At 68.9% G+C, this 24260-nt stretch carries 22 protein-coding genes; 16 read left to right on the plus strand and 6 right to left on the minus strand.

Going from position 1 to position 24260, the window contains the following annotated elements; all coding sequences use genetic code 11:
- The first annotated feature begins 76 nt into the window (after nt 1-76).
- The 7 genes from ABEA39_RS09360 (at nt 77) to ABEA39_RS09390 (ending at nt 6520) form a co-directional block, all read left to right on the plus strand.
- Nucleotides 77-565: a flagellar protein FlgN gene (locus ABEA39_RS09360; RefSeq protein ID WP_345375579.1), complete on the plus strand. Its 489-nt coding sequence runs from the start codon at nt 77-79 to the stop codon at nt 563-565.
- A gap of 2 nt (nt 566-567) precedes the next feature.
- Nucleotides 568-2001: a flagellar hook-associated protein FlgK gene (flgK, locus tag ABEA39_RS09365; protein WP_345375580.1), complete on the plus strand. Its 1434-nt coding sequence runs from the start codon at nt 568-570 to the stop codon at nt 1999-2001.
- Nucleotides 2001-2930 (plus strand): flagellar hook-associated protein FlgL, encoded by a 930-nt coding sequence (gene flgL / locus ABEA39_RS09370; RefSeq protein ID WP_345375581.1) that lies wholly within the window; start codon nt 2001-2003, stop codon nt 2928-2930. Before flgK ends, flgL begins: the two co-directional genes overlap by 1 nt.
- The gene (gene fliW, locus ABEA39_RS09375; RefSeq protein WP_345375582.1) at nt 2927-3385 is read left to right on the plus strand and encodes a flagellar assembly protein FliW; all 459 of its coding nucleotides are present in this window, start codon (nt 2927-2929) and stop codon (nt 3383-3385) included. The genes flgL and fliW overlap by 4 nt, the downstream gene beginning before the upstream one ends.
- A gap of 56 nt (nt 3386-3441) precedes the next feature.
- A complete protein-coding gene (locus ABEA39_RS09380) occupies nt 3442-4665 on the plus strand; it encodes a tetratricopeptide repeat protein (RefSeq protein WP_345375584.1) in 1224 nt (407 codons plus the stop codon).
- Between the two features lie 3 nt (nt 4666-4668).
- Nucleotides 4669-5124 (plus strand): SprT-like domain-containing protein, encoded by a 456-nt coding sequence (locus ABEA39_RS09385; RefSeq protein WP_345375585.1) that lies wholly within the window; start codon nt 4669-4671, stop codon nt 5122-5124.
- Between the two features lie 649 nt (nt 5125-5773).
- Nucleotides 5774-6520, plus strand: a complete 747-nt coding sequence (locus ABEA39_RS09390) for a CGNR zinc finger domain-containing protein (RefSeq protein WP_345375586.1) — start codon at nt 5774-5776, stop codon at nt 6518-6520.
- 41 nt (nt 6521-6561) lie between these two features.
- Here ABEA39_RS09390 and ABEA39_RS09395 read toward each other — a convergent pair whose 3' ends face one another.
- On the minus strand, nt 6562-6855 hold the full coding sequence (locus tag ABEA39_RS09395) for a DUF427 domain-containing protein (protein ID WP_345375587.1): 294 nt from the start codon (nt 6853-6855) through the stop codon (nt 6562-6564).
- Nucleotides 6856-7082: 227 nt separating this feature from the next.
- Nucleotides 7083-7667: a hypothetical protein gene (locus ABEA39_RS09400; RefSeq protein WP_345375588.1), complete on the minus strand. Its 585-nt coding sequence runs from the start codon at nt 7665-7667 to the stop codon at nt 7083-7085.
- Between the two features lie 32 nt (nt 7668-7699).
- Here ABEA39_RS09400 and ABEA39_RS09405 point away from each other — a divergent pair, with 32 nt between their 5' ends.
- The 4 genes from ABEA39_RS09405 to ABEA39_RS09420 all read left to right on the plus strand — a co-directional run bounded on the left by ABEA39_RS09405 (nt 7700) and on the right by ABEA39_RS09420 (nt 12929).
- Nucleotides 7700-8200, plus strand: coding sequence for a hypothetical protein (locus ABEA39_RS09405; protein WP_345375589.1), 501 nt, complete (start codon nt 7700-7702; stop codon nt 8198-8200).
- Nucleotides 8201-8457: 257 nt separating this feature from the next.
- On the plus strand, nt 8458-9105 hold the full coding sequence (locus ABEA39_RS09410; protein ID WP_345375590.1) for a DUF1684 domain-containing protein: 648 nt from the start codon (nt 8458-8460) through the stop codon (nt 9103-9105).
- 311 nt (nt 9106-9416) lie between these two features.
- Entirely contained in the window at nt 9417-11264 is a 1848-nt protein-coding gene (locus ABEA39_RS09415) for a DEAD/DEAH box helicase (protein ID WP_345375591.1), read from the plus strand.
- A 183-nt stretch (nt 11265-11447) separates the two neighbouring features.
- Nucleotides 11448-12929 (plus strand): lipopolysaccharide biosynthesis protein, encoded by a 1482-nt coding sequence (locus tag ABEA39_RS09420; RefSeq protein WP_345375592.1) that lies wholly within the window; start codon nt 11448-11450, stop codon nt 12927-12929.
- A 45-nt stretch (nt 12930-12974) separates the two neighbouring features.
- Here the strand turns inward: ABEA39_RS09420 and ABEA39_RS09425 are convergent, their stop codons facing one another.
- On the minus strand, nt 12975-13892 hold the full coding sequence (locus ABEA39_RS09425) for a glycosyltransferase family 2 protein (protein ID WP_345375593.1): 918 nt from the start codon (nt 13890-13892) through the stop codon (nt 12975-12977).
- A 70-nt stretch (nt 13893-13962) separates the two neighbouring features.
- On the opposite strand from ABEA39_RS09425, the gene ABEA39_RS09430 reads away from it, so the two are divergent.
- Nucleotides 13963-15567 carry a glycosyltransferase family 39 protein gene (locus ABEA39_RS09430; RefSeq protein WP_345375594.1) on the plus strand — a complete coding sequence of 535 codons (1605 nt, stop codon included), beginning with the start codon at nt 13963-13965 and terminating at the stop codon, nt 15565-15567.
- Nucleotides 15568-15574: 7 nt separating this feature from the next.
- Here ABEA39_RS09430 and ABEA39_RS09435 read toward each other — a convergent pair whose 3' ends face one another.
- Genes ABEA39_RS09435 through ABEA39_RS09445 form a run of 3 tightly spaced genes read right to left on the minus strand, consistent with a single transcriptional unit; the run spans nt 15575 to nt 19322 of the window.
- On the minus strand, nt 15575-16546 hold the full coding sequence (locus ABEA39_RS09435) for a glycosyltransferase family 2 protein (protein WP_345375595.1): 972 nt from the start codon (nt 16544-16546) through the stop codon (nt 15575-15577).
- Nucleotides 16543-17868 carry an MATE family efflux transporter gene (locus tag ABEA39_RS09440; protein WP_345375596.1) on the minus strand — a complete coding sequence of 442 codons (1326 nt, stop codon included), beginning with the start codon at nt 17866-17868 and terminating at the stop codon, nt 16543-16545. The genes ABEA39_RS09435 and ABEA39_RS09440 overlap by 4 nt, the downstream gene beginning before the upstream one ends.
- 5 nt (nt 17869-17873) lie before the next feature.
- Nucleotides 17874-19322, minus strand: coding sequence for a sugar transferase (locus ABEA39_RS09445; protein ID WP_345375597.1), 1449 nt, complete (start codon nt 19320-19322; stop codon nt 17874-17876).
- Between the two features lie 434 nt (nt 19323-19756).
- On the opposite strand from ABEA39_RS09445, the gene ABEA39_RS09450 reads away from it, so the two are divergent.
- The 4 genes from ABEA39_RS09450 to ABEA39_RS09465 all read left to right on the plus strand — a co-directional run bounded on the left by ABEA39_RS09450 (nt 19757) and on the right by ABEA39_RS09465 (nt 24247).
- Nucleotides 19757-20566, plus strand: a complete 810-nt coding sequence (locus ABEA39_RS09450) for a GumC domain-containing protein (RefSeq protein WP_345375598.1) — start codon at nt 19757-19759, stop codon at nt 20564-20566.
- Nucleotides 20567-20640: 74 nt separating this feature from the next.
- On the plus strand, nt 20641-21804 hold the full coding sequence (locus tag ABEA39_RS09455; protein WP_345375599.1) for a glycosyltransferase family 4 protein: 1164 nt from the start codon (nt 20641-20643) through the stop codon (nt 21802-21804).
- The gene (locus ABEA39_RS09460) at nt 21801-22916 is read left to right on the plus strand and encodes a glycosyltransferase (protein WP_345375600.1); all 1116 of its coding nucleotides are present in this window, start codon (nt 21801-21803) and stop codon (nt 22914-22916) included. The genes ABEA39_RS09455 and ABEA39_RS09460 overlap by 4 nt, the downstream gene beginning before the upstream one ends.
- Nucleotides 22895-24247, plus strand: coding sequence for a hypothetical protein (locus ABEA39_RS09465; protein ID WP_345375601.1), 1353 nt, complete (start codon nt 22895-22897; stop codon nt 24245-24247). Before ABEA39_RS09460 ends, ABEA39_RS09465 begins: the two co-directional genes overlap by 22 nt.
- The last annotated feature ends 13 nt before the right edge of the window (nt 24248-24260 follow it).

The raw sequence follows: 24260 nt of genomic DNA on the forward strand, positions 1-24260 counted from the left end.
CCCCTGAGAGCGGTACTGCTCTCTGCGGGAGCGAAGCTGGGAAAGCGACCGACCGCAGCCGAACCTTGGAGGGATCGTGGGCGTGAACGAATTGTCCGCCGTGCTCTGGCGTGAAAGGGAGCTCCTGGAGCTCCTCACGTTCAAGCTCGAGGAGGAGCAGTTGCTCCTGACCGCCGGCAAGTCACGCTGGATCGAACACGCGACCCGAGAGGTCGAGCAGGTTCTCGACCGGCTCCGCTCGGCGGGCCTCGAGCGCACCGTCGAGGTGGCCGTCGTCGCCGAAGAGTGGGGCACCGACTCCGAGACCCCTCTTCGCGAACTCGTCACGCACGCTCCCGACGGCCCCTGGGCCGACATCTTCACGTCGCACCTGCGCGCCATGACCGAGCTCACCAGCCAGATCAAGCAGCTCCGCGACGAGAACGAGCAGTTCCTCCGCGCCGCCGCCCGCTCGACGCAGGAGACGCTCGCCAGCGTCCACAACGACGCCGCGACCTACGACTCCACCGGCTCGGGTCGCTCCTCGTTCGGCGGCGACAGCCACTTCTTCGACGGGCGCCTCTAGACATGACGAGCACTTTCGGCACTCTCAACACCGCCTACCGCGGACTCTCCGCCGCGAGCACCGGGCTCGGCGTCGTCGGCGAGAACATCAGCAACGCCTCGGTCGACGGCTACACCCGCCAGCGCGTCACCACCTCGTCCATCGAGGCCGTGCAGAACGGCCTCTTCACGAAGGGCACCACGATCGGCCAGGGCGTCTCGGTCGACGGCGTCGCCCGCCTCGCCGACGCGACCGCCGACGCCCAGGTGCGCAGCACCGCGTCCGCCGCCGGCTACTCGTCCGTCCGTTCCGACGCCCTGTCCACTCTCGAGACCGGACTGAACGAGCCCGGCACCAGCGGCCTCTCCACCCAGCTGTCGAACTTCTGGTCGGCCTGGAGCGACGTCTCGAACGCCCCCGGCAAGACGGCCCCGGCGACGGCGCTCCTCGGCCAGGCGAACTCGATCGTGCAGACCATCGCCGCCGGCTACCAGTCGGTGAGCGACCAGTGGTCGAGCGCCCGCTCGTCGGTGGACACCCTCGCCACGCAGCTCAACCAGGACGGCGCCCAGATCGCCGACCTCAACACGCAGATCCGCACCGGCCTCCAGACCGGCAGCAACGTCAACGAGCTGCTCGACAAGCGCTCCCTGCTCACCGAGGACGTCGCCAAGCTCGCGGGAGGCACGGTGCACCAGAACACGGACGGCACCGTCGACGTGCTCGTCGGCGGTAACGCGCTGGTGAGCGGCGACACCGCCCGCACCGTGCAGGTCACCGGAGCGAAGACCCTGGACGGCTCCGCCGCCTCCCCCGTGCAGCTCGAGTGGACCCACCGCCCCGGCGCCTCCGTCGGCCTCGACGGCGGCTCCATTGCCGGGACTCTCTCCGTGCTCGCACCGGCCAGCACCGACGGCTCGGGCACCGGAGGGGTCCTCGCCGAGGCCGCGTCGAGCTACAACGCCCTCGCCACTCAGCTCGCGACGACCGTCAACGCGGTCCACGAGACCGGCGCCACCGCCTCGGGCGCGACCGGCACCGACTTCTTCACCCTCTCGACCTCCGCTCCGGCCGCCCTCGGCCTCTCCGTCCTGCCGACGGACGCGTCGCAGATCGCCTCCGCGGCGCCTGGCAGCGGCGCGCTCGACGGGAGCGTGGCCGACAAGATCCACCAGATCGGCATCTCGGCCACGGCGCCGGACAAGACCTGGGCGTCGTTCGTCACCTCGACGGGCTCGCTGGCCAAGGCCGCTATCACCGGGTCCGACCGCGCCACCACGGCCGCCACCAACGCCAAGACGCAGCAGGCGTCGGGCGCCAGCGTCGACCTCGACGAGGAGAACGTCAACCTCCTCACGTTCCAGCACGCCTACCAGGGCGCAGCCCGCATGATGACGGCCGTCGACTCCATGCTCGACACGCTGATCAACCACATGGGTCTCGTGGGGATGAGCTGATGCTCGGACGTGTCACGAACCAGACCGCCGCCATGGCCGCCTCGCGCGGCCTGCAGGCCAATGCCGCGCGCCTCGCCCAGCTCCAGTCCCAGGCGTCGTCGCAGAAGGCGATCACCGTGCCGTCGGACGACCCGACGGCGACCGGCCAGTCCCTCCAGGTCCGCGCCGAGCAGACGCAGAACGCGCAGTACACGCGCAACGCGACCGACGCCGAGGGCTGGCTCTCGACGACCGACTCCGCCCTGTCGAACACGACCAACATCCTCAACCGGATCCGCGACCTCACCGTCCAGGGGGCGAACGACGGCACGATGTCGGCGACCTCCCGCGAGGCGATCGCCACCGAGCTCACCGGCTTGAAGAGCGATCTCTTGGCCGCGGCCAACACGCAGTTCCAGGGCCGCTCGATCTTCGCCGGCACCTCGGACGCCGGGGTCGCGTTCAGCCCCGAGACGACCACGACCGACCCGTCGACCGGCGTCGTCACCACGGTGCCGCCGGCCTTCACCGGCACGACCGGCTCGACCGTCCAGCGCCGGGTCGGCGACAGCACCACCGTCGCCGTCGACACCGACGGCTCGAAGGTCTTCGGCACGGGCAGCGACTCGGTGTTCTCGATGATCGACGGCATCGTTTCGGATCTGCGCTCCGGCGTCAACGTCAACCCGCAGATCGCGAAGATCGACAGCCGTCTCGACACCGTCCGCGGCGCCTGGGCCGGCGTCGGAACCCGCCAGGCGCAGGTCGAGCGCACTCAAGACACACTCGCCTCCGCCTCGACCTCTCTCGAGAACCAGCGCTCCAGCGTCGAGGACATCGACCTCGGCCAGGTCATCCTCAAGCTGCAGACCCAGAACGTCTCCTACCAAGCCGCCCTCGCTGTGACCGCCAAGGTGATCCAGCCGACCCTGATGGACTTCCTCAAATGACTGCTCAGCTCTCGTTCGTCACCCCTCCTCCCGGCCTCGACCCGGTCGTCGACTTCACCCTCGACGCGATCGACGGCGCGCCCGGCCTCTACTCGCTGCACGCGTCCGAGGCCCCGACCACGCGCCTGTTCGTGGTCGACGCCGCCGTGCACCTCCCCCACTACTCCCCCTTCGTGACCGATGAGCAAGCGGGGATGCTCGGGCTCACGTCCGCCGAACAGGCCCTCCTGCTCGTCATCGCGAACCCTGCCGAGACCGGCACGACGGTGAACCTGATGGCCCCCATCGTCGTGAACCTCGCCACGGGAATCAGCGCGCAGCTGATCCTCGAGGACCAGGAGTGGCCGCTCCGGGCCGCGCTGGTGCCGGGCGGAGCCGTCGCCTCGGGCGCGTCCGCCGCCGCCGCCGTCTCCGCTTCCGCCTCCGTCAGGACCCGCGAAGCCGTAGCGGTCTAGCGCCTAATGCGCGCCGGACGGGTCTTTTCCGCCGGGCGCGACTAGCCTGAGACACGATGACCGAGCACGACCGTACCGATACCGACGCAGGGGCGACGGAACACCGCGTTCCCGCGAGCCTGGGCGCGCCCGTCGTGCCCACCGGCGCCCAAGCCCCGGCCCACTTCGACCCCGTGAGCCTCCGACCCGCCGTCGACGCCGACGCGATCGAGGCCCGCCTCGCCGAACTGGGTGCCAGCCGCAGCACCTCGGCCCTGGGCGAGCGCGCCGATCTCCTCCGAATGCTGGGGCGCCTCGACGAGGCTCTCGCGATCTCCGAAGAGGCGTTCCGACTCGCCCACTTCACGGGCGACCGGGCCGACTCCACGGCCGCGCGCATCCGCCGGGCCTATGTCTTCAAGGAGCAGGGCCGCCTCGAGCGGGCGCTCAACGACCTGCACACCAGCCGCATCAGCGCCGCCACCGAAGAGTGGCACGAGCTCGAGGCGGCAGCCGCCGAGCTCGAGGGCTACACGCTGTTCGACCTGCACCGCTACGAAGAGGCGCAGGCGGCCCTCACCGTCGCACTGAACGCGTACGAGAAGGCCGGCGCACCCGCCGAGCGGACCAATGGCCTGCGCGTCGCGATCGAGGGCGTCGCCCGGGCGGTCCTCGTCGGCCACAACCCGGCTGCGGCCGCTTCGGCCGCCTCCGATTCGGGCGTCTCCGCGTCGGGCGTCTCCGCGTCGGGCGTCTCCGCGTCGGGTACCGGGACCGCCGCCGTCGAGACCTCGCCGCTGCCGCCCGAACCTGTCTCCGAGCCGATGGTCTCGCCGGTCGTCGTCGACGCGCCGATCACGCTGGCCGACGTGCCGCGCGGGGTGCTCTCCTCCGATGGCGCCGCGTCGTCCGATGACTCGTCGACCGACGACTCCGACGACCAGGCCGCTCCGCAGTTCCGTACCGCCGGCCCCGTCGCCTTCCTCGGTTCGCCCGATCAGACCGAGGCCCCCGCCCGACTCTCCCCCGACGCCGCCGCCCGCCTCGACCCCGACTCGGTCACCGACGGCGCCGTGCCCGACGCCGCGTCGATCGGCGTCGAGACGCAGGCGATCGCGGTCCCGCACGCCACCGCTCCCGGTACCGCTCGGCGCATCATCGACGACGAAGACCGCAACGAAGACGACGAGCCCGGCGCGACCGGTTTCGACGCCGAGGTGGCCCGGGCCCGCAAGGCCGCCCGAGGCATCTGGGGTGCGTTCGACGCGTCCAACGCGAAGACGCCGCCCTCCCGCTCGTAAGCGGTGGCCGATCTCGCCCGAGTGCGGCACTGGGCCGATGCCCTGATCGCGCTGCACCTGCCCGACAGCGCCTGGACGTTCGGCTTCGACAACGCCAAGACCCGCGCCGGCCTCTGCAACTACACGAAGCACCGCATCACCGTGTCGAAGTACCTGGCCGGCCGCTACGACGACGACGAGATCCACCAGGTGCTGCTCCACGAGGTGGCGCACGCCATCGCCGGCTCGAGGGCCGGCCACGGCCCGACCTGGAAGTCGACGGCCCGCGACCTCGGCTACGTCGGCGATCGGCTGCACGACGGGGCGATCGCGTCCGAGCTGGCTCCCTGGGTCGGCGTCTGCCCCGCCGGACACACGCACTACCGCTACCGGAAGCCGGCCAAGCCGCTCGCCTGCGGCAAGTGCGCCAGGCGGTACGACCCGGCCCACCTGATCACCTGGACCAAGCGCGCCGTCTGACCCCGTGCATCCCGCGCTCTTGCTCTTGCTCTTGCTCTTGCTCTCGCTCTCGCTCTCGCAGGAACCGACCCGCACCCCCGAAACCGCACCGAACCCAGGTCGACCAGGGTGCAGCGCGTGCCGGCGGGGTGCGGCCCCGCGGGAGCAAGGTGCGACTGCGCGGGAGCGGGGTGCGGCCCCGCGGGATTGGGGTGCAGCAGCACGGGAGCAGGGAACAGGGAGGCGGATCCGCGGTGCCGCTGCCCGCAGGAACCGACCCGCACCCCCGAAACCGCACCGAACCCACGTCGACCAGGGTGCAGCGCGTGCCGGCCGGGTGCGGCCCCGCGGGAGCAGGGTGCGGCCCCTCGGGATTGGGGTGCGACCCCGCGGGATTGGGGTGCGGCCCCGCGGGATTGGGGTGCGGCTACACGCCACTCGCTACGACTCCAGAACACGCTGCTCACTTTCGAAGGTGAGCGGCGTGTTCTGGAGTCCGCACGAATTGGCGGAGCAGGCGACTCCAGAAGCTGCGGTCAGCCGAAGAACTGAGCGGCGTGTCCTGGAGTCGACGCCACCACGACGGCCCGCACAGACGCCCCACGAGCGAAGGCGCCCCACGAGCAAAGACTCCCCACGAGCCAAGAAGCAGCCCGGCTAGGGTGGTTACATGCCCGCAGAGACGAAGACCGGCCAGTGGTTCACCTCCGACGCGGGGGTCCGCTGGTTCTTCGACGCCGGATCCGTGGGCCTCGACTTCGCCTACCTCGGCGGCTTCACGGCAGCGCCTACCAGTACGCCTTCGACCGACGTGCCCGGGCCCGGGCCCGGCCCGGCATCGACCGCCGCACCGTTCGGCCCCGCCTCCGGGCTCCCCGCCTCCGGGCTCCCCGGCTCCGGCTGGGACGGCCTGCTGCTCCCGGCCGACCTCGACGGCTGGCTTCGCGAGCGCTTCGACGGACTCGCCGCCGAGACGAGCGAGCGAGAGCTGGTGGATGCGCGGTCCCTCCGCGATGCGATCGCCCGCCTCGCTCTGGCCGCCGCCGACGGCCACGTCCCCGCGACCGAGGGCGTGGGGGCCGACGACATCGACACGCTCAACCTGTTCGCGGCGCTCCCGGACGTCCCGCCGAGTCTCGCCGGCGGACGCCGCCAGGCCGGAGCCGGGCGGCTGCGCATTACGCAGGCCCTCTCCTCGATCGCCCGCGACGCCGTGGCGCTGTTCGCCGAGACGGGATTCGCGGGAGCCGCCGATTCGCGCCTGCGCCGCTGCGCCGCCGACGACTGCCGTCTCGTCTTCGTCGACGAGTCGAGGGCCGGCACGCGGCGGTGGTGCTCGATGCAGAAGTGCGGCAACCGGGCGAAGGTGCGGGCGCATCGGGCACGCGCGGCCGCGGCTGCGTCAGCGAGTGCCTAGCGAGCCGCACCCGGCAGCGTCGGACGGAGGCGGTTCGAGCCCTACTCGACGACGCTGACCTCTTTCCAGAAGGCGACGTAGTTCGAGAAGTCCTTGCCCACGCGGTCGAACGCGGTCGGGTAGGGGGTGGGGTAGCTCCACGCGCGGTCCTGGAGGCCGTCGACGCTGAAGTACTGGCACTCGCCCTTCCAGGGGCAGGTGTACGGAGTGGGCGTCTTCTCGAGGTGCCCCTCCTTGACGCTCGCCGGCGGGAAGTACCAGTTGCCCTCGATCTTGATGAGCTCGCTCTCGGGAGCTTCGGCGATGACGGTGCCGTCGGCCAGTTGTGCCTTCATGTTTCCTCCTGCGGAATCCCGGGCCACGCGTCGGGCCCGTGAGGGAAACGCTACGCGCGGGGAATGAATTCCGGCTGCTCGTGGCAGCGCGGCCACCCGCAGCCCACCAGTCAGCGCACGCAGTCAGCGCAACGCGAATTTCGAGGAGATCCACCGCCTGCCGACCATGTCCCGCCGCCTCGCACGGCTTCCGCGCCGAATCTCCTCACAATTCCGCGGACGACCGCTCAGCCGAGCAGACCGCCCGCGTACTCGCGCAGGACCGAGACGACCGCCGGATGCGCGTCCCGCTGGGCCCGTGCATCCCCGTTTCCGCCCGCCGGCCAGGCGTGGGCAGCCGACACGGTCGATGTCGAGAGGTGCGCGGTCGCCCGACGGAGGCCGACGAAGGCCGCGCAGGCCGCTGCCGCCTCGGGAGACGCGAAGTCGATCCCCTGCGTCGCGAGCGCGTCGACCACGGCGCCGGCGGCGAGCAGGTCTTCGACGGGGGCGCGGAATCCGTCGTCGTCCAGCGACCCGGCCGCGACGATCGCCACCACGGCCCGATCACCGAGAGAAGCTTGGAGGGCGAGGATGCGCGCGGCCGCGTCGTCCGCACACGCTTCCGTCACCGAGAACACGGCTGCGGCGGGGCCCGACGCCTCGGCGACGGCGGCGGCCAGTTGCGCGGCGCTCGCCTGCCCGTGCCCGTCGAGTTCGTCGGCGACCACGACGACGTGCGCTCCCGACGCGATGCGGCGAGCGCCGGTCTCGCCCCAGTCGAAGCGGACCTGGTAGCGGCGCTGCTGCGCCTCGCCGTCGGGAGAACTCACTTCTCCAGGGTAGGTGAGCGCACACTGGAGCAATGCATGTGCAGCTGAAGCTCACTCTCGAGTGTTCCCCCGAGGTGGCGGTGGATGCCCTCGCCAACCCCCAGGTGATGGTCGCTGTCACCCGCCCCCTCCTGGTGTACCGCTCGGAGGAGCCGGAGGGGTTCCCCCGCCGCTGGGACACCACTCCTCGCGAGGTGAGCGCGCGCATCCTCGGGCTGTTCTCGCTTGGCCGCACGCACGTGCACCTGCGCTTCTACGAGGTGGCCGCCGCCCGCATCCAGGAAGACACCGGCGAGGGCATCGACGGCGCCTTCGCGAAGATGACGATCCGGCACCGCATGGCGATCTCCGTGGCTCCCACCGCCCCCGGCGCCCTCGGCGAGGAGTCGCTTCTGCGCGACCGCATCGAGTTCCACGCCGGCGCCCTCACCCCGCTGCTCTGGCCGGGGCTGTGGCTGGTATGGCAGTGGCGTGGTCGGCGGATGCGGCAGCTCGCCCCGTCGTGGCAGCGCGATTCGGCGCGCGCTCGCTAGAACTCGCGGCTCGCTGGGACCCGTGGCCCGCTGTCCGGTTAGGGCCTGCTGTCGTCGGCCCCACCCCCGCCGAACCGGCGCGCGCCCCTCGAACCGGCACGCCACCCCCGCCGAATCGGCACGCACCCCCCGTTCCGCAGACGGGGTTGCGCCGATTCGACGGGGCAACCACTGCCGCACCCTCACCCGCACCCGCCCGAACGCGCAGGCTCGCGAGAACCCCCGAGAGCGTGGGATGCCCGGAGTAGCGTGAGCGCGTGACCGACACCCCGAGCATCCCACCCGCCGCCCGCAGCGCCCTCGACGTCGCGTCGTGGCGGCGCACCATCCACGACACGTACCGCGCGGTGCGCGAGGCGTCCGACGTCGTGGCCGCTCACGACCTCTGGCGCCGCCGCCGCGACGACCTGTTCGCGCACCACCCGTCGACGCCGCTGTTGCCGGAGGACCGCCCCGGCTTCACCGGTCTTCCGACGACCCCGTACGACCCGGCCTGGCGGTTCGAGCTCGAGGTGGAAGAGGCCGAGGCCTACCGGATGACGGTGCCCACCGGCACGGACGGCGACGTCCCGTTCGACCGCATCGGCCTCGTCGACGTGCCGGGTGTCGGCAAGCTCGACGTGTGGCGGCTGGCTTCGTACGGGGGCGGCCTGTTCGTCCCCGTGAAGGATGCCCTCGCCGGGCGTCCCGGCGGCACCTACGGCGGCGGGCGCTACCTGCTCGACACGGTGAAGGGAGCCGACCTCGGGCAGGGCGACAAGCCCGGTTCCCTCCTCCTCGACTTCAACTTCGCGTACAACCCGAGCTGTGCGTACGACCCCGCCTGGGCCTGCCCCCTGGCTCAGCCCGGCAACACGGTCGCGGTCGAGATCCCCGTCGGCGAGCGCTACTCCGGCCAGCACTGAGCGCTGCTGGCCCCGTCTCCGACCCCCACTGGCGCGAAACGCCCCGTGCTGTAGGCTGGGGGTACTTGCGAGTCGACCCGATCGGCTCCCTGCGTCGTAGTACGCCCCTCACCTCCCCTCGGTGCCACCGTCAAAAAGTGTGTGACAGACCGAGGGAACGCGAAGCACACTCTGCGGCGAAACGATCGAGCACCACTGCTCCGTCGCCACATCTCGAGTCCAGCTGCGTCGCTGATCGTCCTGCACACAGGGCGGCCACCCAGGCGTAGACCCATGGGGCTCGAAACCCGATGCCGGAAAGGCACCACCCCATGACAGACACCCTCACCCCCACCGTTTCGGACGACACGGTCGACGCCACCGAGACCGACGCCCCCACCTTCGCGTCGCTCGGCGTCCCGGCCCCCATCGTCAAGGCGCTCGCCGCCGACGGCAAGACCACTGCGTTCCCGATCCAGATCGACACGCTCCCCGACACCCTCGGCGGGCGCGACGTCCTCGGCCGCGGCAAGACCGGCTCGGGCAAGACCCTGGCCTTCTCCATCCCGATGGCCGCCCGCCTCGGTGGCAAGCTCGCCGGCGGCAAGCGTCGCCCGGGCCGTCCCCTCGGCCTGGTGCTCGCCCCGACCCGTGAGCTCGCCACGCAGATCGACGCCGTCCTCGCGCCGATGGCCGCGGCCTACGGCATGAACACCACCACCATCTTCGGCGGCGTCTCGCAGAACCGTCAGGTCCAGGCCCTCAAGTCCGGCGTCGACATCGTCATCGCCTGCCCCGGCCGCCTCGAGGACCTCATGAAGCAGGGCTTCATCAAGCTCGACGCGATCGAGATCACCGTGCTCGACGAGGCCGACCACATGGCCGACCTGGGCTTCCTGCCCGGTGTGACGCGCATCCTCACCGCCACCCCCGAGAACGGGCAGCGTCTGCTCTTCAGCGCCACGCTCGACAACGGTGTGGACAAGCTGGTCAAGCGCTTCCTCCACAACGAGGTGCTGCACTCGGTCGACGAGGCCAACTCGCCCGTCGCCAAGATGACCCACCACGTGTTCGAGACCGAGTCGGTCGAGACCAAGAAGGCCCTGATCGAGAAGCTCGCTTCGGGCAAGGGCCGCCGCATCCTCTTCATGCGCACCAAGCACCACGCCAAGAAGCTCGCGAAGCAGCTCACCGAGAACGGCATCCCCGCCGTCGACCTGCACGGCAACCTGTCGCAGCCGCAGCGCGACCGCAACCTCGCCGCGTTCCAGGACGGAACCGCTCGCGTCCTCGTCGCCACCGACGTCGCCGCCCGTGGTGTGCACGTCGACGACATCGAGCTCGTCATCCACGTCGACCCGCCGACCGAGCACAAGGCGTACCTGCACCGCTCCGGACGTACGGCTCGCGCCGGGGCCGAGGGCGACGTGGTCACCCTCGTGATCCCGAGCCAGCGTCGCGACGTCGCCGCAATGATGAAGAAGGCCGCGATCACCGCGACCGTCACCGCCGTCAAGCCCGACTCCCCCGAGGTCAACAAGCTCGTCGGCGAGGTCGCCGCGTACGTGAAGCCCGCCCCGAAGTCGGAGCGCGCCGAGCAGCACCAGGGCGGCAACGGCCGTTCGCAGGGAGCCAACGCCCAGCGCAAGCGCGCCGCCCGTCAGACCTCCGACGGCACCCCGATCGCTCGCGGCGACCGTCGTCGTCCGGCAGCGGCCGGCGCTTCGGCCGAGGGCCGTGGCCAGAACGGGGGATCCACGTCCCGCCCCTCGCGTGACGGCGCCGGCAACGGCCGCGGTCGTGGCGGCAACGGCGGCGGTTCGCGCGACGGAGCCCGTGCTCCTCGTGCCGGCGGCAGCGCTCCCTTCTACTCGACCGAGTCCGGCCGCGGCGCTGCTGCGCCTGCTCGTGACGACCGTGGTGCGCGCGACGACTCCCCTCGTGGCGGCGAGCGCACCCCCAACCGCCGCGCCCAGAGCGACGGTGGCTCGAGCCGTACCAACGCCACCCGCAACGACCAGGCCGACTTCGCCGCGTCGCAGGGCCAGGGCGACGACCGTCGCTCCGGCGGCCCCCGTCGTGCCTCCTCCGGTGGCGGCCGTCCCGGTTCGCTGAAGGTCGGTTCGCTCGTCGGTGGCGCTCCCAAGCGCGGCGGCGGTGCCGGCGGGCGCGGCCGCTAGGTCTCGCGCTTCGCCTCTCTACGACGGAACCCCCTGCCTTGCGGCAGGGGGTTCTTCGGTTTGTGTTGGGATGGACGGACTCGTCGATTTCTGACGGAGTCTCGCGTGTGACAAAATTCGAGCAGCCCGATGTCACATCACACGTTTTGACGTGCCGAACCCGCCCTGGAAGGACTGCCGCCCATGGCGACATCGTCTGGAACCCCGGCTCCTCCCACTCTGGCCTCCTCTGCCGCTCGGGGCGCCGGCGTCACACTTGCCGGCCAGCTGGCCAAGATCCTCGTGCAGTTCGGTGGGCTGCTGGTGCTGTCACGGCTGTTGACACCACTCCAATTCGGCCTCCTGGCATCGATCCTGGCCGTCGTGGGTGTGGGCGACGTGATCCGCGACTTCGGCCTGTCGTCGGCCGCGATCCAAGCCAAGAACCTGAGCCGCGGGCAGACCAACAACCTCTTCTGGATCAACACGGGCTTCGGCACACTCATCGGTGCCGTCGTCTTCTTCCTCGCCGGCCCGATCTCGGACCTGTTTCACAGCGACCAGTTGACTCCCCTGACTCAGGTTCTGTCGCTCCTGTTCGTCATCAACGGCGTGAGCACGCAATACCGGGCGCAGTTCAACCGAGATCTCAAGTTCACCCTTCTGGCCGGCGGAGACGTCGCCGGCCAACTCGTGGGGCTCATCGCTGCGATCGTCCTGGCGTTGCTTTCGTTCGGCGTCTGGGCGCTGGTAGCACAGCAGCTGATCATGGCTCTGACGACACTGGGGATCTACATCGTTCGGTCTTCTTGGCAGCCTGGGCTGCCTGACCGTCGTGCGTCCGTCCGATCGTTCCTCCACTTCGGATTCAGCCTCATGGGGTCGCAGATCCTCAACTACTTCAGCCAGAACGTCGATTCCATAGTCATCGGAAGCCGGATGGGACCGACCGACGTGGGGCTCTACAACAGAGCGTTCCAACTCCTGACCTTGCCGCTCAATCAGATCAACGCTCCAGCGACTCGGGTGGCCCTCCCTGTTCTGTCCCGCCTGAACGACGAACCGAAGAAGTATCAGAATTATCTTCTGGCCGGCCAGTCCGTCCTGGTGCACGTCGTCATAGCGGCCTTCGCATTCGGCGGCGCACAGGCGTACCCGTTGATCGCTCTGGCTCTCGGCCCCCAGTGGTCGGGCGTGAGCCCAATCTTCCAGATCCTCGCTCTGGCCGGCGTCTTCCATGTCAGTGGGTACGCGACGTACTGGGTATTCCTCAGCAAGGGGCTCACCGCCTCCAACCTCAGGTTTTCCCTCATCAACCGCCCGATCGCCATCGTCATGATCATCATCGGCGGACTCGTCGACGGCGTTTTCGGGGTCGCTTGGGCTTACACGATCGCCCAGCTCTTCTCCTGGCTCTTCGGCCTGTGGTGGTTCCGCGACGTGCCCGAAGCCGCCCCTCGAAAGATGCTGGCCAATCCTCTCCGGGCCATTCTCGGATATGCGGTCGCGGCCGGTCTCTCCGTGGTGGCGACGATGTGGCTGCCGGAGCAGGCGCACTTGCTCCGGATCGTCATCGGCTTCCTGGCCATGGCCATCGCCGTCGGTCTGATCGCGATCGTGTGGCGTCGGTTCCGACAGGACCTGCAGCAGGTCCTGCGCGTCGCCGTGCTTCTCCGACGACGCTGAGGCTCGCCGGGCAAGTCCTTTTGAGGTGCGGACTCGTCCCGTCGCTCAGACGTACCACACACGGTGGGCCCAAGAGCCGGCGATCCTGCCGGTCATCTGCCCGAGCTGACGCAGACCGTGCTGCCGCAACTCGTGCCCGCGACCAGCCGCGACCGTCCCCAGTACGATACGGGCCGTTCCGCTGGCTACTCCCCGCACGGACGACATCCGTCGGGGACGTGGCATGCCTGCGTCTCGGAACAGGGAATAGAGCTTGGCGTGGGAGCGGCCGTACAGGTGCTGTTGGCGGAACAGGGATTTGGTCTCGGCTCGCTGCACGTAGTCGACTTCAGCGTCTGACACGTAGGTCAGGGGGAAACCCGCCAATTGAGCTCGCCAGAAGAACTCGGTCTCGTCCCCTCCTCCCCGGAAGCTCTCGTCGAACGGACCACACTCGGCTACGACCTCGCGTGCCACGCCGCAGTTGGCACCGGTGGCCCAGGGCAGGAACAGAAGGTCGTTGTTGAGGCCGGTCTCGAGAGCCAACGCGGGCGAGCCGTCGGCAAATACGCGGCTTACGGATCCGCCGACCAGTCGGGCTCCTGCCTTGTAGGCGAGCCAGAACCCTTGGATCCACCCCGGGTGGACTCGGTCGTCGACATCGCAGAACAGAAGCAGTTCGGATTCGCTCCCTGCGATGCCGACGTTCCTCGAATGGTTGATGCCTTTGACGGACGACGCGTCGACCACCCGAACGATGAAGGTCCCGTCCGCCCACTTCCGAGCCAGGTCAGCCGAGCCGTCGGTGGACCCGTTGTCGGACACCACGACCTCGAACGTGGCGTCGGTCGTCTGCGCCCGAAGGGCAGCCAGCTGACGGTCCAATGTGGCGGCACCGTTGAGGCACGGAATGATGACTGAGACGTCCATAGAGGAATCTTCTCCTACTCGGAGTCCCCCGGCCATTCCGATGAGCGTCTGCACCCCAAATCGAATGGTCCGCTGAAATCGAACCATCCCTGTGGCCAGCTCCGAACGTGTGTAAAGATCAGCTATGACGCTTCCACAGGCCGCTGCCAGCGTGAAGATGCCGCAGCCGACCGCGGTCCCCACCGACCTTCCTCGTCGCCGGACCGGAGCGGTTGCGGTCGCTATCGGGATCGTTGCTGCTGTGGTGACCTTCTTTTTCTCGTGGGTGCCGTCGCTCTGGTTCGACGAAGCGGCGACCATCGTTTCCGCCACTCGGTCCTGGGGCAGTTTCTTCCACGAGATCCGCAGCGTCGACGCTGTGAGTGCCGTCTACTACGCCATCATGCACCTTTGGTTCCTCGTCGTCCCGGTCTCGCCGCTCAGCTTGAGACTCCCGAGCTCGATCGCGACCGGGGTGGCCACGATGCTCGTCGTCCTCTTGGCCGATCGCCTGCTCGGTCGCACCCACGGCGCAGACCGTCCGCTGGCTCGCTTCGCCGGACCGATCGCCGGAATCGTCTTCCTCGCGCTGCCCCGAGTCACGTGGATGGGCACTGAGGGCCGCTCCTATGCGTTCACGGCAGCGCTCGCCGCCGGGTCGACACTTGTTCTCGTCGTCGCTCTGGATCGCGCGCGGCGAGGAGTACGGACTATGCCCGTATGGGCGCTCTTCGCGATCGTCACGGTCGTCTCGGGTTACGTCTTCGTCTACTCGATCCTCCTCCTGGCCTCCCAGGTCGTGACCGTTCTTTTGATCCTCTGGATGGACCGCCGCGCAGCCGCCCCGTCATTGCCCGCGCGAGATCTTCGCCGGTTCGCGGGAGCCTCCCTCCTGTCGATCCTTCTCGTCGCGCCGCTCGTGCTGCTGGCCTCCAAGCAGACGGGCCAGATCTCATGGATCGCGCGACCCGGGGCTTCGACCGTCTACAACTTCTTCGAGGGGCAGTGGTTCACCGAGAACGGCGAGGCGGCTGTCGTCGGCTGGCTTCTCCTGCTGGCAGGAGCCGTCGTTCTCGTCCGCAGGCGCAGGGGAGAGGGAGGGACGATCTTGGCACTCCTCATCCCCGCCATCTTCTTGCCGGCCATCGCTCTTCTGGTCGTCTCCTTGGTTCACACCCCGCTTTACGTGTCGCGATACGTCACCTTCTCGGCCCCCGCAGTGGCGATCCTCACCTCGGCCGCCTTAGCGGCCGTCCCCATCCGATTCCGATTCCTCACGCCCATCGCCCTGGTCGTGGTGCTGGGCCTGTCGGTCCCGACCTATCTCGCGCAGCGCACGGAGGGCGCCAAGGACGCTTCGAATTGGCAGGCCGTCGCCGCAACTCTCTCTCGGCAGCGACAGTCCGAATCCTCGACGGCTGCAGAAGTCATCCTCTACGGCCCATCGATCGAGGGGGAGACTGCGTCACTCCGGATGATCGCCGACGGCTACCCCAGCGCATTCGCAGGCATGGACGACATCACCGCCATTCCTGGCAGCGGCGCCCTCTGGACCGAGCAGGCGTCCCTCACCGCGTCGCTTCCAAAGGTCTCCGGGGCGGGAAGCGTCTGGTTGGTGACTCTGACCAACCCGAAATTCGATGTGGAGGCGAGCACGACACGACTCGTCGCGACGAAGGGATTCATCGAGAGCGGTGTCTGGCACTTCACCGGAATGGACCTCGTCCGATACGAGCCGACCCCCTCCTGAGTGAGGTCTAGTCGTCCGTCGGCTCCGACGAGTGGAACGCCGGCACGCCCCGCAGCGGCCGCCGCAAGACGAGACTGAGGCCCGCCAGCCCGAAGAGCACCGTGCGTCGGCGGTTCGGGGCCTGCACGAGCGCCGTGAGCATGTGCTTCCGCGCGTCGCCGAAGTGCCGCTGGGCGAAGTGCTGACGGCCGGTCTCGAAGCGATGGATCGCCAGCACCTCGTTCTTCATCCGCTTCCACTCGCGCGGGGTGAACCGGTCGCGGAGCTCGGGGTTGGAGAAGACGACGTCGATGGCCGGCACGTGGTTGGCGAAATCGAGGCTGAGGCGAGGAGCCGTACTGCCCGGACGGACCCGATGGCGGAGGATCTCCTCCTGCGGGCCGATGAAGACACAGGGCCCGAGCGCCGACAGCCGGCAGAAGAACTCCCAGTCCTCACTGAGAGTCATCCCCTCCCGGTAACCGCCCGAACGACGGAGCACCGCCCTGCGAGCAAGGATCTGCCCGCCGTTCCAGAACACCCGGTCGTGCGTGAGCATCTGCGGAAGCACATCGCCCGAGACGAAGGAGTGCTGTGACGGAGGGCTCTGCCCGGGCTGGACCGCGCCGTCGGGGTCCACTCGCATGGTCGTCCCGAACACGAGTACGGCCTCGGGGGCGGCGATCAGTGCCGCGTGCAGGCGCCCGAGCGCGGTCGGGTGCAGCATGTCGTCTCCGTCGAGGAGAAGCAGTGCATCCGCCCGGCTCTCGTCGATGCCCGTGTTCCGGGCCGCGGACACGCCGGCGTTGTCCTGGCGGATCAGGCGGATACGGGGGTCGGTGAACGCCGCGACGATGTTCGCGGTGGCGTCGGTGGAGCCGTCGTCGACGACGATGCACTCCCAGTCCTGGAAGTCCTGAGCGAGGACGCTCTCCAACGCGTCCCCGATGTAGGACTCGACGTTGTAGGCCGGAATGACGACTCCGGCTGCGGGGTTCATGCCGTTCTTCTCAGCAGTCGGCTGAACGCGTTGCGGTAGAGCCAGGCATAGGCGGCGTAGCCGACCAGATACATGACGAGAAGGGTGCCCGGTCCGAGGTGGAGCAGGAAGCCGGCCAGGGCGATGATGACGGCGAGTGCCAGGGCCGCGAAACCGACCCGGACGAGAGTGGAGTACTGGCCGACTCCGACGAGGAATCCGCCCGTCGTGGCCTGGACCAGAATCAGGCCCATCATGGCGACCATGCCCCACACCAGCCCGCTGCCCGCGATGGGGAAGTCGTGCAGGAGGAGATGGAAGAACGGCTTGCCGAAGAAGAGGAGCAGCACGGCCGCGAACAGGAAGATCGGGAGGCAGAGGAGCATCATTTGCCGCCGGATCTTCTTCACCTGGCCCTTGTCGCCTTCGTGCCAGGCCCGGGTCATTCCGGGGAGGAGGGTCTCGATGGGCACGTTGAAGGCGACCCCGGCGAAGCGCGTGACCTTGTAGAAGAGGTCGTAGAAGACGAGCGTGTGCCCGCCCAGCGCAAGCGCCGGGATCAGCAGGTACGGGAAGTTGTAGAGCACGAACTCCATGCCCGCGAAGGAGGCGGTCCGCGCCACCTTGCCGCGGTTGTCGCGAGCGAAGCGGCCGACGACGGGGAGCGCGACCGGGTGGAGGTCGATCCCCCGACGGCGCAGGGCGATGAACGCAGCCGTGAACGCCACGACCCAGACGGCGACGCAGGCGATGGCGAAGCCGACGAAGGGCAGGCCGACCAGCATCGCGAAGACCAGGAGGACGAGGACGAGGCGTCGGAAGAACTCGAGGGTCTCCATCAGCATGAACCCGTCGATCGCCATCATGATCGAGCGCACCATCTGCCACGGCAGCGAGAAGATGATCGACGCGAAGTAGATCACCAGGCCCGCCAGGAGCACCGTCGAGAACTGCAGGGTCAGGGGGATGACGAACGCGGCGACGAGCAGGGCGGCCGCGGGGATGAGGAGGTACAGGTTGATCGACGAGTTGACGAAGCCGTCGGTGTCCGCGACGCCCTTGCGGATGAAGCGTTCGCGGACGTGCGCGTAGACGAAGCCGGAGAACCCGAGGTCCGTGCCGATGATGTAGTTGCCGATCGACGACAGGAGCACGACGACCGGGTAGATGTCGGCACCGACCGTGCGAGTCAGCACGAAGATCAGCAGAAACTGGTAGAGGGTGATCAGGCCGAGGTTGGACGACTTGATGCCGAACAGGACCTTCTTCTGGTGCGTGGCCAGGAACGACTCACGCTCGGCCACGAGCGCGGCCGCCGGCACCTCCGACTCGACGAACGACACAGGCCTCAGTACGCCCCGTCGGAACCGACCACGGCCCGGAACGTGCGCCACATGATGATGACGTCGACCAGAAGGGTCCAGTTCTCGATGTAGTACAGGTCGAGGCGGAGCGCCTCTTCCCAGGTGAGTCGCGAGCGGCCGCTGACCTGCCAGAGACCGGTCATGCCAGGGCGCACCTTGAGGCGGCGCTGAGCGGCGCTGTCGTACAGAGCGACCTCGGCGGGTCGTTGGGGACGCGGGCCGACCAGGCTCATGTCGCCCTTGAGGACGTTGATGAGCTGCGGCAGCTCGTCAAGGGAGAAACGACGGAGGACGGCGCCGACGGGCGTGAGACGCGGGTCCGACTGGATCTTGAAGAGGGGCTTGCCGTCGGTGCCCTGCTTGCTCAGCAGTTCGGCCAGACGGGAGTCGGCGTCCACCTGCATCGAACGGAACTTCAGGATGTGGAACGGACGGTCGTCCTGACCGATGCGCTCCTGCAGGTAGAAGATCGGGCCGACGCTCGTGACCCGGACCAGAAGGGCGACGACCAGCAGGATCGGCGACGTGAGCAGCAGGATGACGCCCGAGCCGACGATGTCGGAGAAGCGCTTCACGACCCGCTGCGGGCCCGAGTAGTTCGGCGACAGGATGTGGATCAGGGGCAGGCCGGCGACGGGCTGCGTCTGGATGCGCGACTCGGCGACGTCGGTGAGGCTCGGCGTGATGACGAGCCGGTAGTCGTGGCGTTCGAGATCCCAGGCCAGACCGCGGATCCGCTCCGGCGTGAGAGCGTCGGAGCTCGTCAGCATGACGGTGTCGCCGTCGTTGACGACGAGTGACTTAACCAGCCGTTCGAAGAACTCGGGGTGCTCGTCACCGTCGTGCGTCGGGATCAGGGCGTCCACGACCTTGTAGCCCGAGTCGGGGTGGCGGTCGAGCTGCGACCGCGTGTGGGCGACAGTGGTCGCGGATCCCACCAGGACGGCCTTGTTCAGGTAGTGACCGGAAGCGCGCTTCTTGCGCAGCCACTGGCGCCAGCCCCACCGGCCGAGGAGCAGGAGGACGAGCCCGAGGGGCACGGAGGGGAGGATGTCGACGCGGCGGATGGTCGTGCCGAAGAGGAAGGCGACGACGGCCGCGGCGCCCAGACCGACGAGCGTCGCGTCGATGACCATCTTGTACTCGGTGGTGCCGGTTCCGAGGGCACGGCTGCTGCGGCTGTCGAAGACGGCCAGCGCGATCACCCAGAGGAGGGACGCCACGGCGAGGAACGGGACGCGGGCGTGCTGGGCGTCCCAGAGCTTGAGGAGGATCAGGGGGGCGCCGACCGCGACACCGATCAGGACCACGTCGGTGATGATGACCCGCAGTCGGTAGCTGGCGACCCAGCTTCGGGGGTTGTGCGCGACCGGCAGTTCGATCGGCGCGTTGACGCTTGATCCGGGGCTCTCCGAAACGGAATTCGAAGACACTTTGTACAGGGCATTTGACATGGGTCCGCCATTGCTCGGGAAACGATGGACACACACGTATGGAAGGCGACGGACGGCCGGCACGTCGGGAGAACTGCCCAGCGATCGGTTTCGGGTCGATCGGGACGCAAGACGAACAGACAGTGAGCATCGTCGCTCGCCTCGTGCAACGCGACGGTTATCGCGTCCTCGAAAATTATCTGGCGAGGGATGCTGGGTCAAGCCGATTCTGAGAGAATCCCAGAAAAGGCGGGAAACCACCCGTTCGGGGGCCATCAGTAGCCCGTTTCGAAAAAGATCACCCTGTCCGATTTCGACGGACGACGCGGCGATCGTAACCTCCGATCGCGAACTGTGCCTTCGGCGAATCGTCCCAGACATGGGAATGTGTCACACTTCGACCTTCCCGAAACTGTAATAAGGAGTCCCCGCACGTGCGAGAAGGTAACCGCTTTCGTGTCCTGCTCATCGTCCTGGTGGTCGTTCTGACCGGCCTCGGCACGACCATCGGCTTCCTCGGCGCCCGATCCGCCACGACGAAGTACACGAGCACCTCGGTCCTGCTGTGGGACCCGTCGAGCCTCCGCTACGGCGACGCCTCTGCGTACGTCCCCGACTCCGCCTCGCTTGTGATCCAGGTCGCCGCTCAGATGACGCTGGTCCAGTCCGACTCCGTCATCGACCCCGCCGCGAAGAAGGTGGGCCTCACGGCCACACGCCTTCGGAGCGACATCGAGGTACTGCCCGGTTCCAGCGCCAGCGAGTTCCTTGTCTCGTCGACGGCGAAGACGGCGCGGGATGCACAGGACCTCACCAAGGCCGTCGTCGACTCCTATGCGGCCCAGACCCGAGCCACCATCTCCGGACAGCTCACCGCTCAGGCCTCGGCCCTCCAGGGCCCGATCAACACGTTGACGGCCCAGTTGGCGAACCTCCCGTCGACGAGCCCCCTCGCCGACGCCGTCGCCACCCAGCTCAGCCAGGACATCGCCCAGCAACAGTCGCTTCAGTCCGGATCCTCCGGTGTCACGACGCCGCTGTCCGTGACCCAGGCCGCCTCGCTGCCGACGAGCCCGTCGTCGAAGTCCCCGAAGACCATGGCGGTCATCGGCGGCGCAGTCGGCTTCGTGATCGGCATCGGCATCGCCGTCCTCGTCTCGCTCCGTCGCGACTCGCGACGTGATCTCCGCCGGGTCCAGTCGAGCTCTCCCGCGGCGACCCGGAGGACCCCCGAGACCGTCTGATCCGCGGTTCTCGAGAGCCCGACCCTCTTACTCCACTCGTCCCTCACTCACTTCCCGTCTCCCGAAGGATGGAAATGCGCAGCGTACTGATGTCGAAATTCGTTCCCTGGCCGGCCAACAGCGGGGAGAAGCGGCGGACCCTCGCGATCGCACGAGCGCTGAAGACGCTCGGCGACGTCACGATCTGCGGTTTCCTCGGCACGAACGAGGAAGTCGAAGGCCTCGTGCAGGAGGGCTTCGACGTCCGTGCCGTGCCCCTGGCACGCAGCTGGGGCAAGACGATCCCGGGCCTGGCGAAGGGGAAGTCGCTGTCGGCGGCCCGATTCTGGGACCCCGCGTTCGCCCAGCAGGTGACCGAGGCCACGGCAGAGCCCTACGACGTGCTGGTGGTCGAGCACGTGCAGTTCCAGATGTACGCCCCGGCCGATTCGAAGGCCTACACCGTCGTCGACATGCACAACATCGAGTCCTCCCTCGCCGAACGGGTCAGCTCGACGAAGACGGGACCCCTGAAGGCCGTTTACGCCGTCGACGCGGCAGCCCTGACCCGTCTCGAGAAGCAGGCCCTCACGGCCGACACGGTCCTCGTCGTCAGCGACGCCGACAAGGCGGTCCTCGAGACCGAGAGCCGTCGGCCCAACGTCCGCGTCGTGCCGAACGGCTGGGATCCCACCGAGGCCCTCCCGACCACCGACACGCCCGTCGTCAGCTTCGTCGCCCTGCTGTCCTGGGGGCCCAACGTCGACGCCGCCGTCTGGTTCACCACGAAGGTCTGGCCGCTCGTCACGGCGGCCCTGCCCGAGGCGCACCTGCAACTCGTCGGCCGCGAGCCGGCGCCGGAGGTCCGAGCCCTGGCCTCGGCCAGCGTCGAGGTGACCGGAACCGTCGCCGAACTGGACCCCTGGTACGAGAAGACCCTCGTCGCGGTCGCTCCGCTGCTCGCCGGCGGCGGTTCGCGCCTCAAGATCCTCGAAGGCCTCGCCGCCGGGCGACCCATCGTCGCCACCACGATCGGGGCCGAGGGCCTGGAGGATCTCGTGGGCGACGGTGTCGTCGTCGCGGACGAGCCCGCCCGGATGGCGGACGAGATCGTCGCCCTCCTCCGCGATCCGGCCACGACCCACGCTCTCGGCGCCCAGGGCGCCCGGGCCGTCGCCGAGAGGCACTCCTGGGAGGCGGCCGTCGAGCCGCTCCTCTCGGCGATCACCAAGAGCGGGATCGCGGTGACGAGCGCATGAGGACTCGATCCGCACTCGGCCTCGCTGCGCTCGGAGTCTCGGTCGCGGCCGGACACGTCGTCTACCCGATGGCCCTCGCCGCCCTGACAAAGTTCAAGTCGGCTCAGCCCGTCCGCCCGGCCCCCGCCGTATGGCCGCCGGTGACCGTCATCGTGCCCGCGTACCTCGAGCGGAACGTCATCGCCGACAAGGTGCGCGACGTGAAGGCCAACGGCTACCCCGGAGAGGTGACCGTCCTGGTCGTCGCCGACGGCGACGAGGCCACCGCCTCCATCGCCGCAGCCGCAGGAGCCGAAGTCCTCCTCCTGACCGAACGGGGAGGGAAGTCGCAGGCGCTCAACGCCGGCGTCGCCGTCGCAGAGACCGAGTGGATCGTTCTGACCGACGCGAACGCCGTCCTCACTCCCGGCTCCCTGCAGAGACTCGTGGCCTGGCTGGACGACGAGACCGTCGGCGCCGTCGCCGGCGAGAAGCTCGAAGGGGACGGGGGCGAACTCGCCTACTGGAAGTTCACCTCCTGGATCAAGCGCGCCGAGTGGAAGCTCGGAAGCACCCTGGCCATGGACGGCGGCCTCTGCGCCGTACGGAAGTCGGCCTGGGACCCGATCCCGAAGGACATCTCCTGCGACGACTTCTGGATCTCGTTGGACATGAACGACCGCGGTTACCGCGTGGCCTACGAGCCGGAGGCCCGCGTCATCGAGGACACGATCGGCAGCTTCGGCCAGTCGTGGGAACGCCGGACGCGCGTCCTCGGCAGCAGTCTCTTCGTCCTGTGGAAGAAGCGGCACATGCTCTCGCCGACGCGACCCGTCGTGAGTTCGAAGATCTGGGGGCACAAGCTGTGGCGCTCGACGGCCGGGCCGCTCAGCCACGTCGCCCTCCTCGGGATCGCCACCGGCACCGTCCGCACCAGCCGCCTGTCGCAGGTGTTCCTGGTGGGCAACGCCGCCGCAGCCCTGTTCGTCGTCGCCCAGAGCCGTGAGGTCGACCTGCCGAAGCCGGCGAGCCTGGTCGCGCAGGTGGCCTACCTCCAGGCCGTCGCGCTCGGCGGCATGGTCCGCTTCGTGCAGGGCGACCGTGCTCTCAAATGGAAGAAGCCGGAACGGTGACGACGGTCGAGGCCGTTCTCGGGGCGCCCTCTTCCACCCTCCGGGTGCGCCGTCGCCGCGCCCCCGAGGGGCGGTTCCTGGCTGTCGCGCTCGTCCTCGTCGTCCTGCTCCAGCGATTCGCGATCTCGCCGGGTGGCAACGAGGTCCCCGTGATCGTCCCGATCCTGCTCGTCCTGGTCGCCGTCGGCCTCTACCGCGGACGGCTCCGGGTCCATCGGCTCAACGCGAGCCTGATCGTCCTCCTCGTCCTGACCGCCCTGATCGCGACGCTGGCCCAGATGTCGCAGGGCGACCTGCCGTCGGTCCTGTCCGTCGCCTCGATGACCCTGATCTACATCCCGGCCATGGTGCGGTCCACCGGCGGTGCCGCCACCCTGCGTGTGGTGGCCGACGTCTTCGTCGTGCTGATGACGATCGCCGCCCTGGTGAGCCTCGTCCAGTTCGTCGGCCAGTACGCCGGCATCGCCAACGTCGACTGGTTCACCAGGCTCGTCCCGGCGCAGTTCCTCGTCCAGGGCTACTCGCCGAACGCCCCCGTCCACTACGGCCAGTCGTTGCTGCGCTCGAACGCGTTCGTCTTCCTGGAGCCCTCGTTCCTGTCCCTCTCCCTCGGGATGGCGGTCCTCGTCGCCGTGAGAACGGGTCGCGGCTGGTTCCAGTTGACGATCCTCCTGGCCGGCATGGTCCCGACCCTGGCGGGCAACGGCATCGCCGTCCTGATCCCGGGCCTCGTCATCACCCTGTTCTCCCCCGTGCGTCGCAACCTCCTGGCGCTCCTCCCCGGGTTGATCGCCGCGATCGTGGTGGCGACGGTCAGTCCCCTGGGGCGCCTGTACCTCGGCCGGTCGACCGAGGCGAACTCCTCGGGAAGCAGCTCGAGCCTCCGCTTCGTCCAGCCCTACACGACGCTGCTGCCGGCGTCTCTCGACAGCCCGTTCCACACGCTCTTCGGTCATGGGGCGAGCACCTCGGATCCGTTCCTCGACAACCAGGGGCTCATCGCGGTCACCCGGCCGATCGTGCCCAAGGTGCTCTTCGAGTACGGCATGCTCGGCGCCGTGGGAATCGTGCTGGTGCTGCTCGTGCTCTTCGTCGGCGGTCTCCGGCACAACGTCTGGATGCTGGGTCTGCTCCCCACGTACTTCGTCATCAACGCCTCGTTCCTGCAGGCCGAGATAGCCGCCTTCACCATCTTCTGGCTCTGCCTGATCCCGCGTGGCGCCGACCTCGACACCTTCTCGACGCCCCGATGGCGTCGGAAGCAGCTCGTCTCCGAGAAGAGACGGCTCTCCACCGAGCGACGGATCCTCGGCCGAGAAGCATCCGTATGACCCGCGACGCGAA

Source organism: Frondihabitans cladoniiphilus (assembly GCF_039544345.1).
GTDB classification, from domain to species: domain Bacteria; phylum Actinomycetota; class Actinomycetes; order Actinomycetales; family Microbacteriaceae; genus Frondihabitans; species Frondihabitans cladoniiphilus.

Coding starts and splice junctions, on each gene's coding strand:
- flgK (WP_345375580.1), top strand. CDS start 568: ATGACGAGCACTTTCGGCACTCTCAACACCGCCTACCGCGGACTCTCC.
- ABEA39_RS09430 (WP_345375594.1), top strand. CDS start 13,963: ATGACGCTTCCACAGGCCGCTGCCAGCGTGAAGATGCCGCAGCCGACC.
- ABEA39_RS09390 (WP_345375586.1), top strand. CDS start 5,774: ATGCCCGCAGAGACGAAGACCGGCCAGTGGTTCACCTCCGACGCGGGG.
- ABEA39_RS09380 (WP_345375584.1), top strand. CDS start 3,442: ATGACCGAGCACGACCGTACCGATACCGACGCAGGGGCGACGGAACAC.
- ABEA39_RS09435 (WP_345375595.1), bottom strand. CDS start 16,546: ATGAACCCCGCAGCCGGAGTCGTCATTCCGGCCTACAACGTCGAGTCC.
- flgL (WP_345375581.1), top strand. CDS start 2,001: ATGCTCGGACGTGTCACGAACCAGACCGCCGCCATGGCCGCCTCGCGC.
- ABEA39_RS09405 (WP_345375589.1), top strand. CDS start 7,700: ATGCATGTGCAGCTGAAGCTCACTCTCGAGTGTTCCCCCGAGGTGGCG.
- ABEA39_RS09465 (WP_345375601.1), top strand. CDS start 22,895: ATGGAAGAAGCCGGAACGGTGACGACGGTCGAGGCCGTTCTCGGGGCG.
- ABEA39_RS09460 (WP_345375600.1), top strand. CDS start 21,801: ATGAGGACTCGATCCGCACTCGGCCTCGCTGCGCTCGGAGTCTCGGTC.
- ABEA39_RS09415 (WP_345375591.1), top strand. CDS start 9,417: ATGACAGACACCCTCACCCCCACCGTTTCGGACGACACGGTCGACGCC.
- ABEA39_RS09455 (WP_345375599.1), top strand. CDS start 20,641: ATGCGCAGCGTACTGATGTCGAAATTCGTTCCCTGGCCGGCCAACAGC.
- ABEA39_RS09395 (WP_345375587.1), bottom strand. CDS start 6,855: ATGAAGGCACAACTGGCCGACGGCACCGTCATCGCCGAAGCTCCCGAG.
- fliW (WP_345375582.1), top strand. CDS start 2,927: ATGACTGCTCAGCTCTCGTTCGTCACCCCTCCTCCCGGCCTCGACCCG.
- ABEA39_RS09420 (WP_345375592.1), top strand. CDS start 11,448: ATGGCGACATCGTCTGGAACCCCGGCTCCTCCCACTCTGGCCTCCTCT.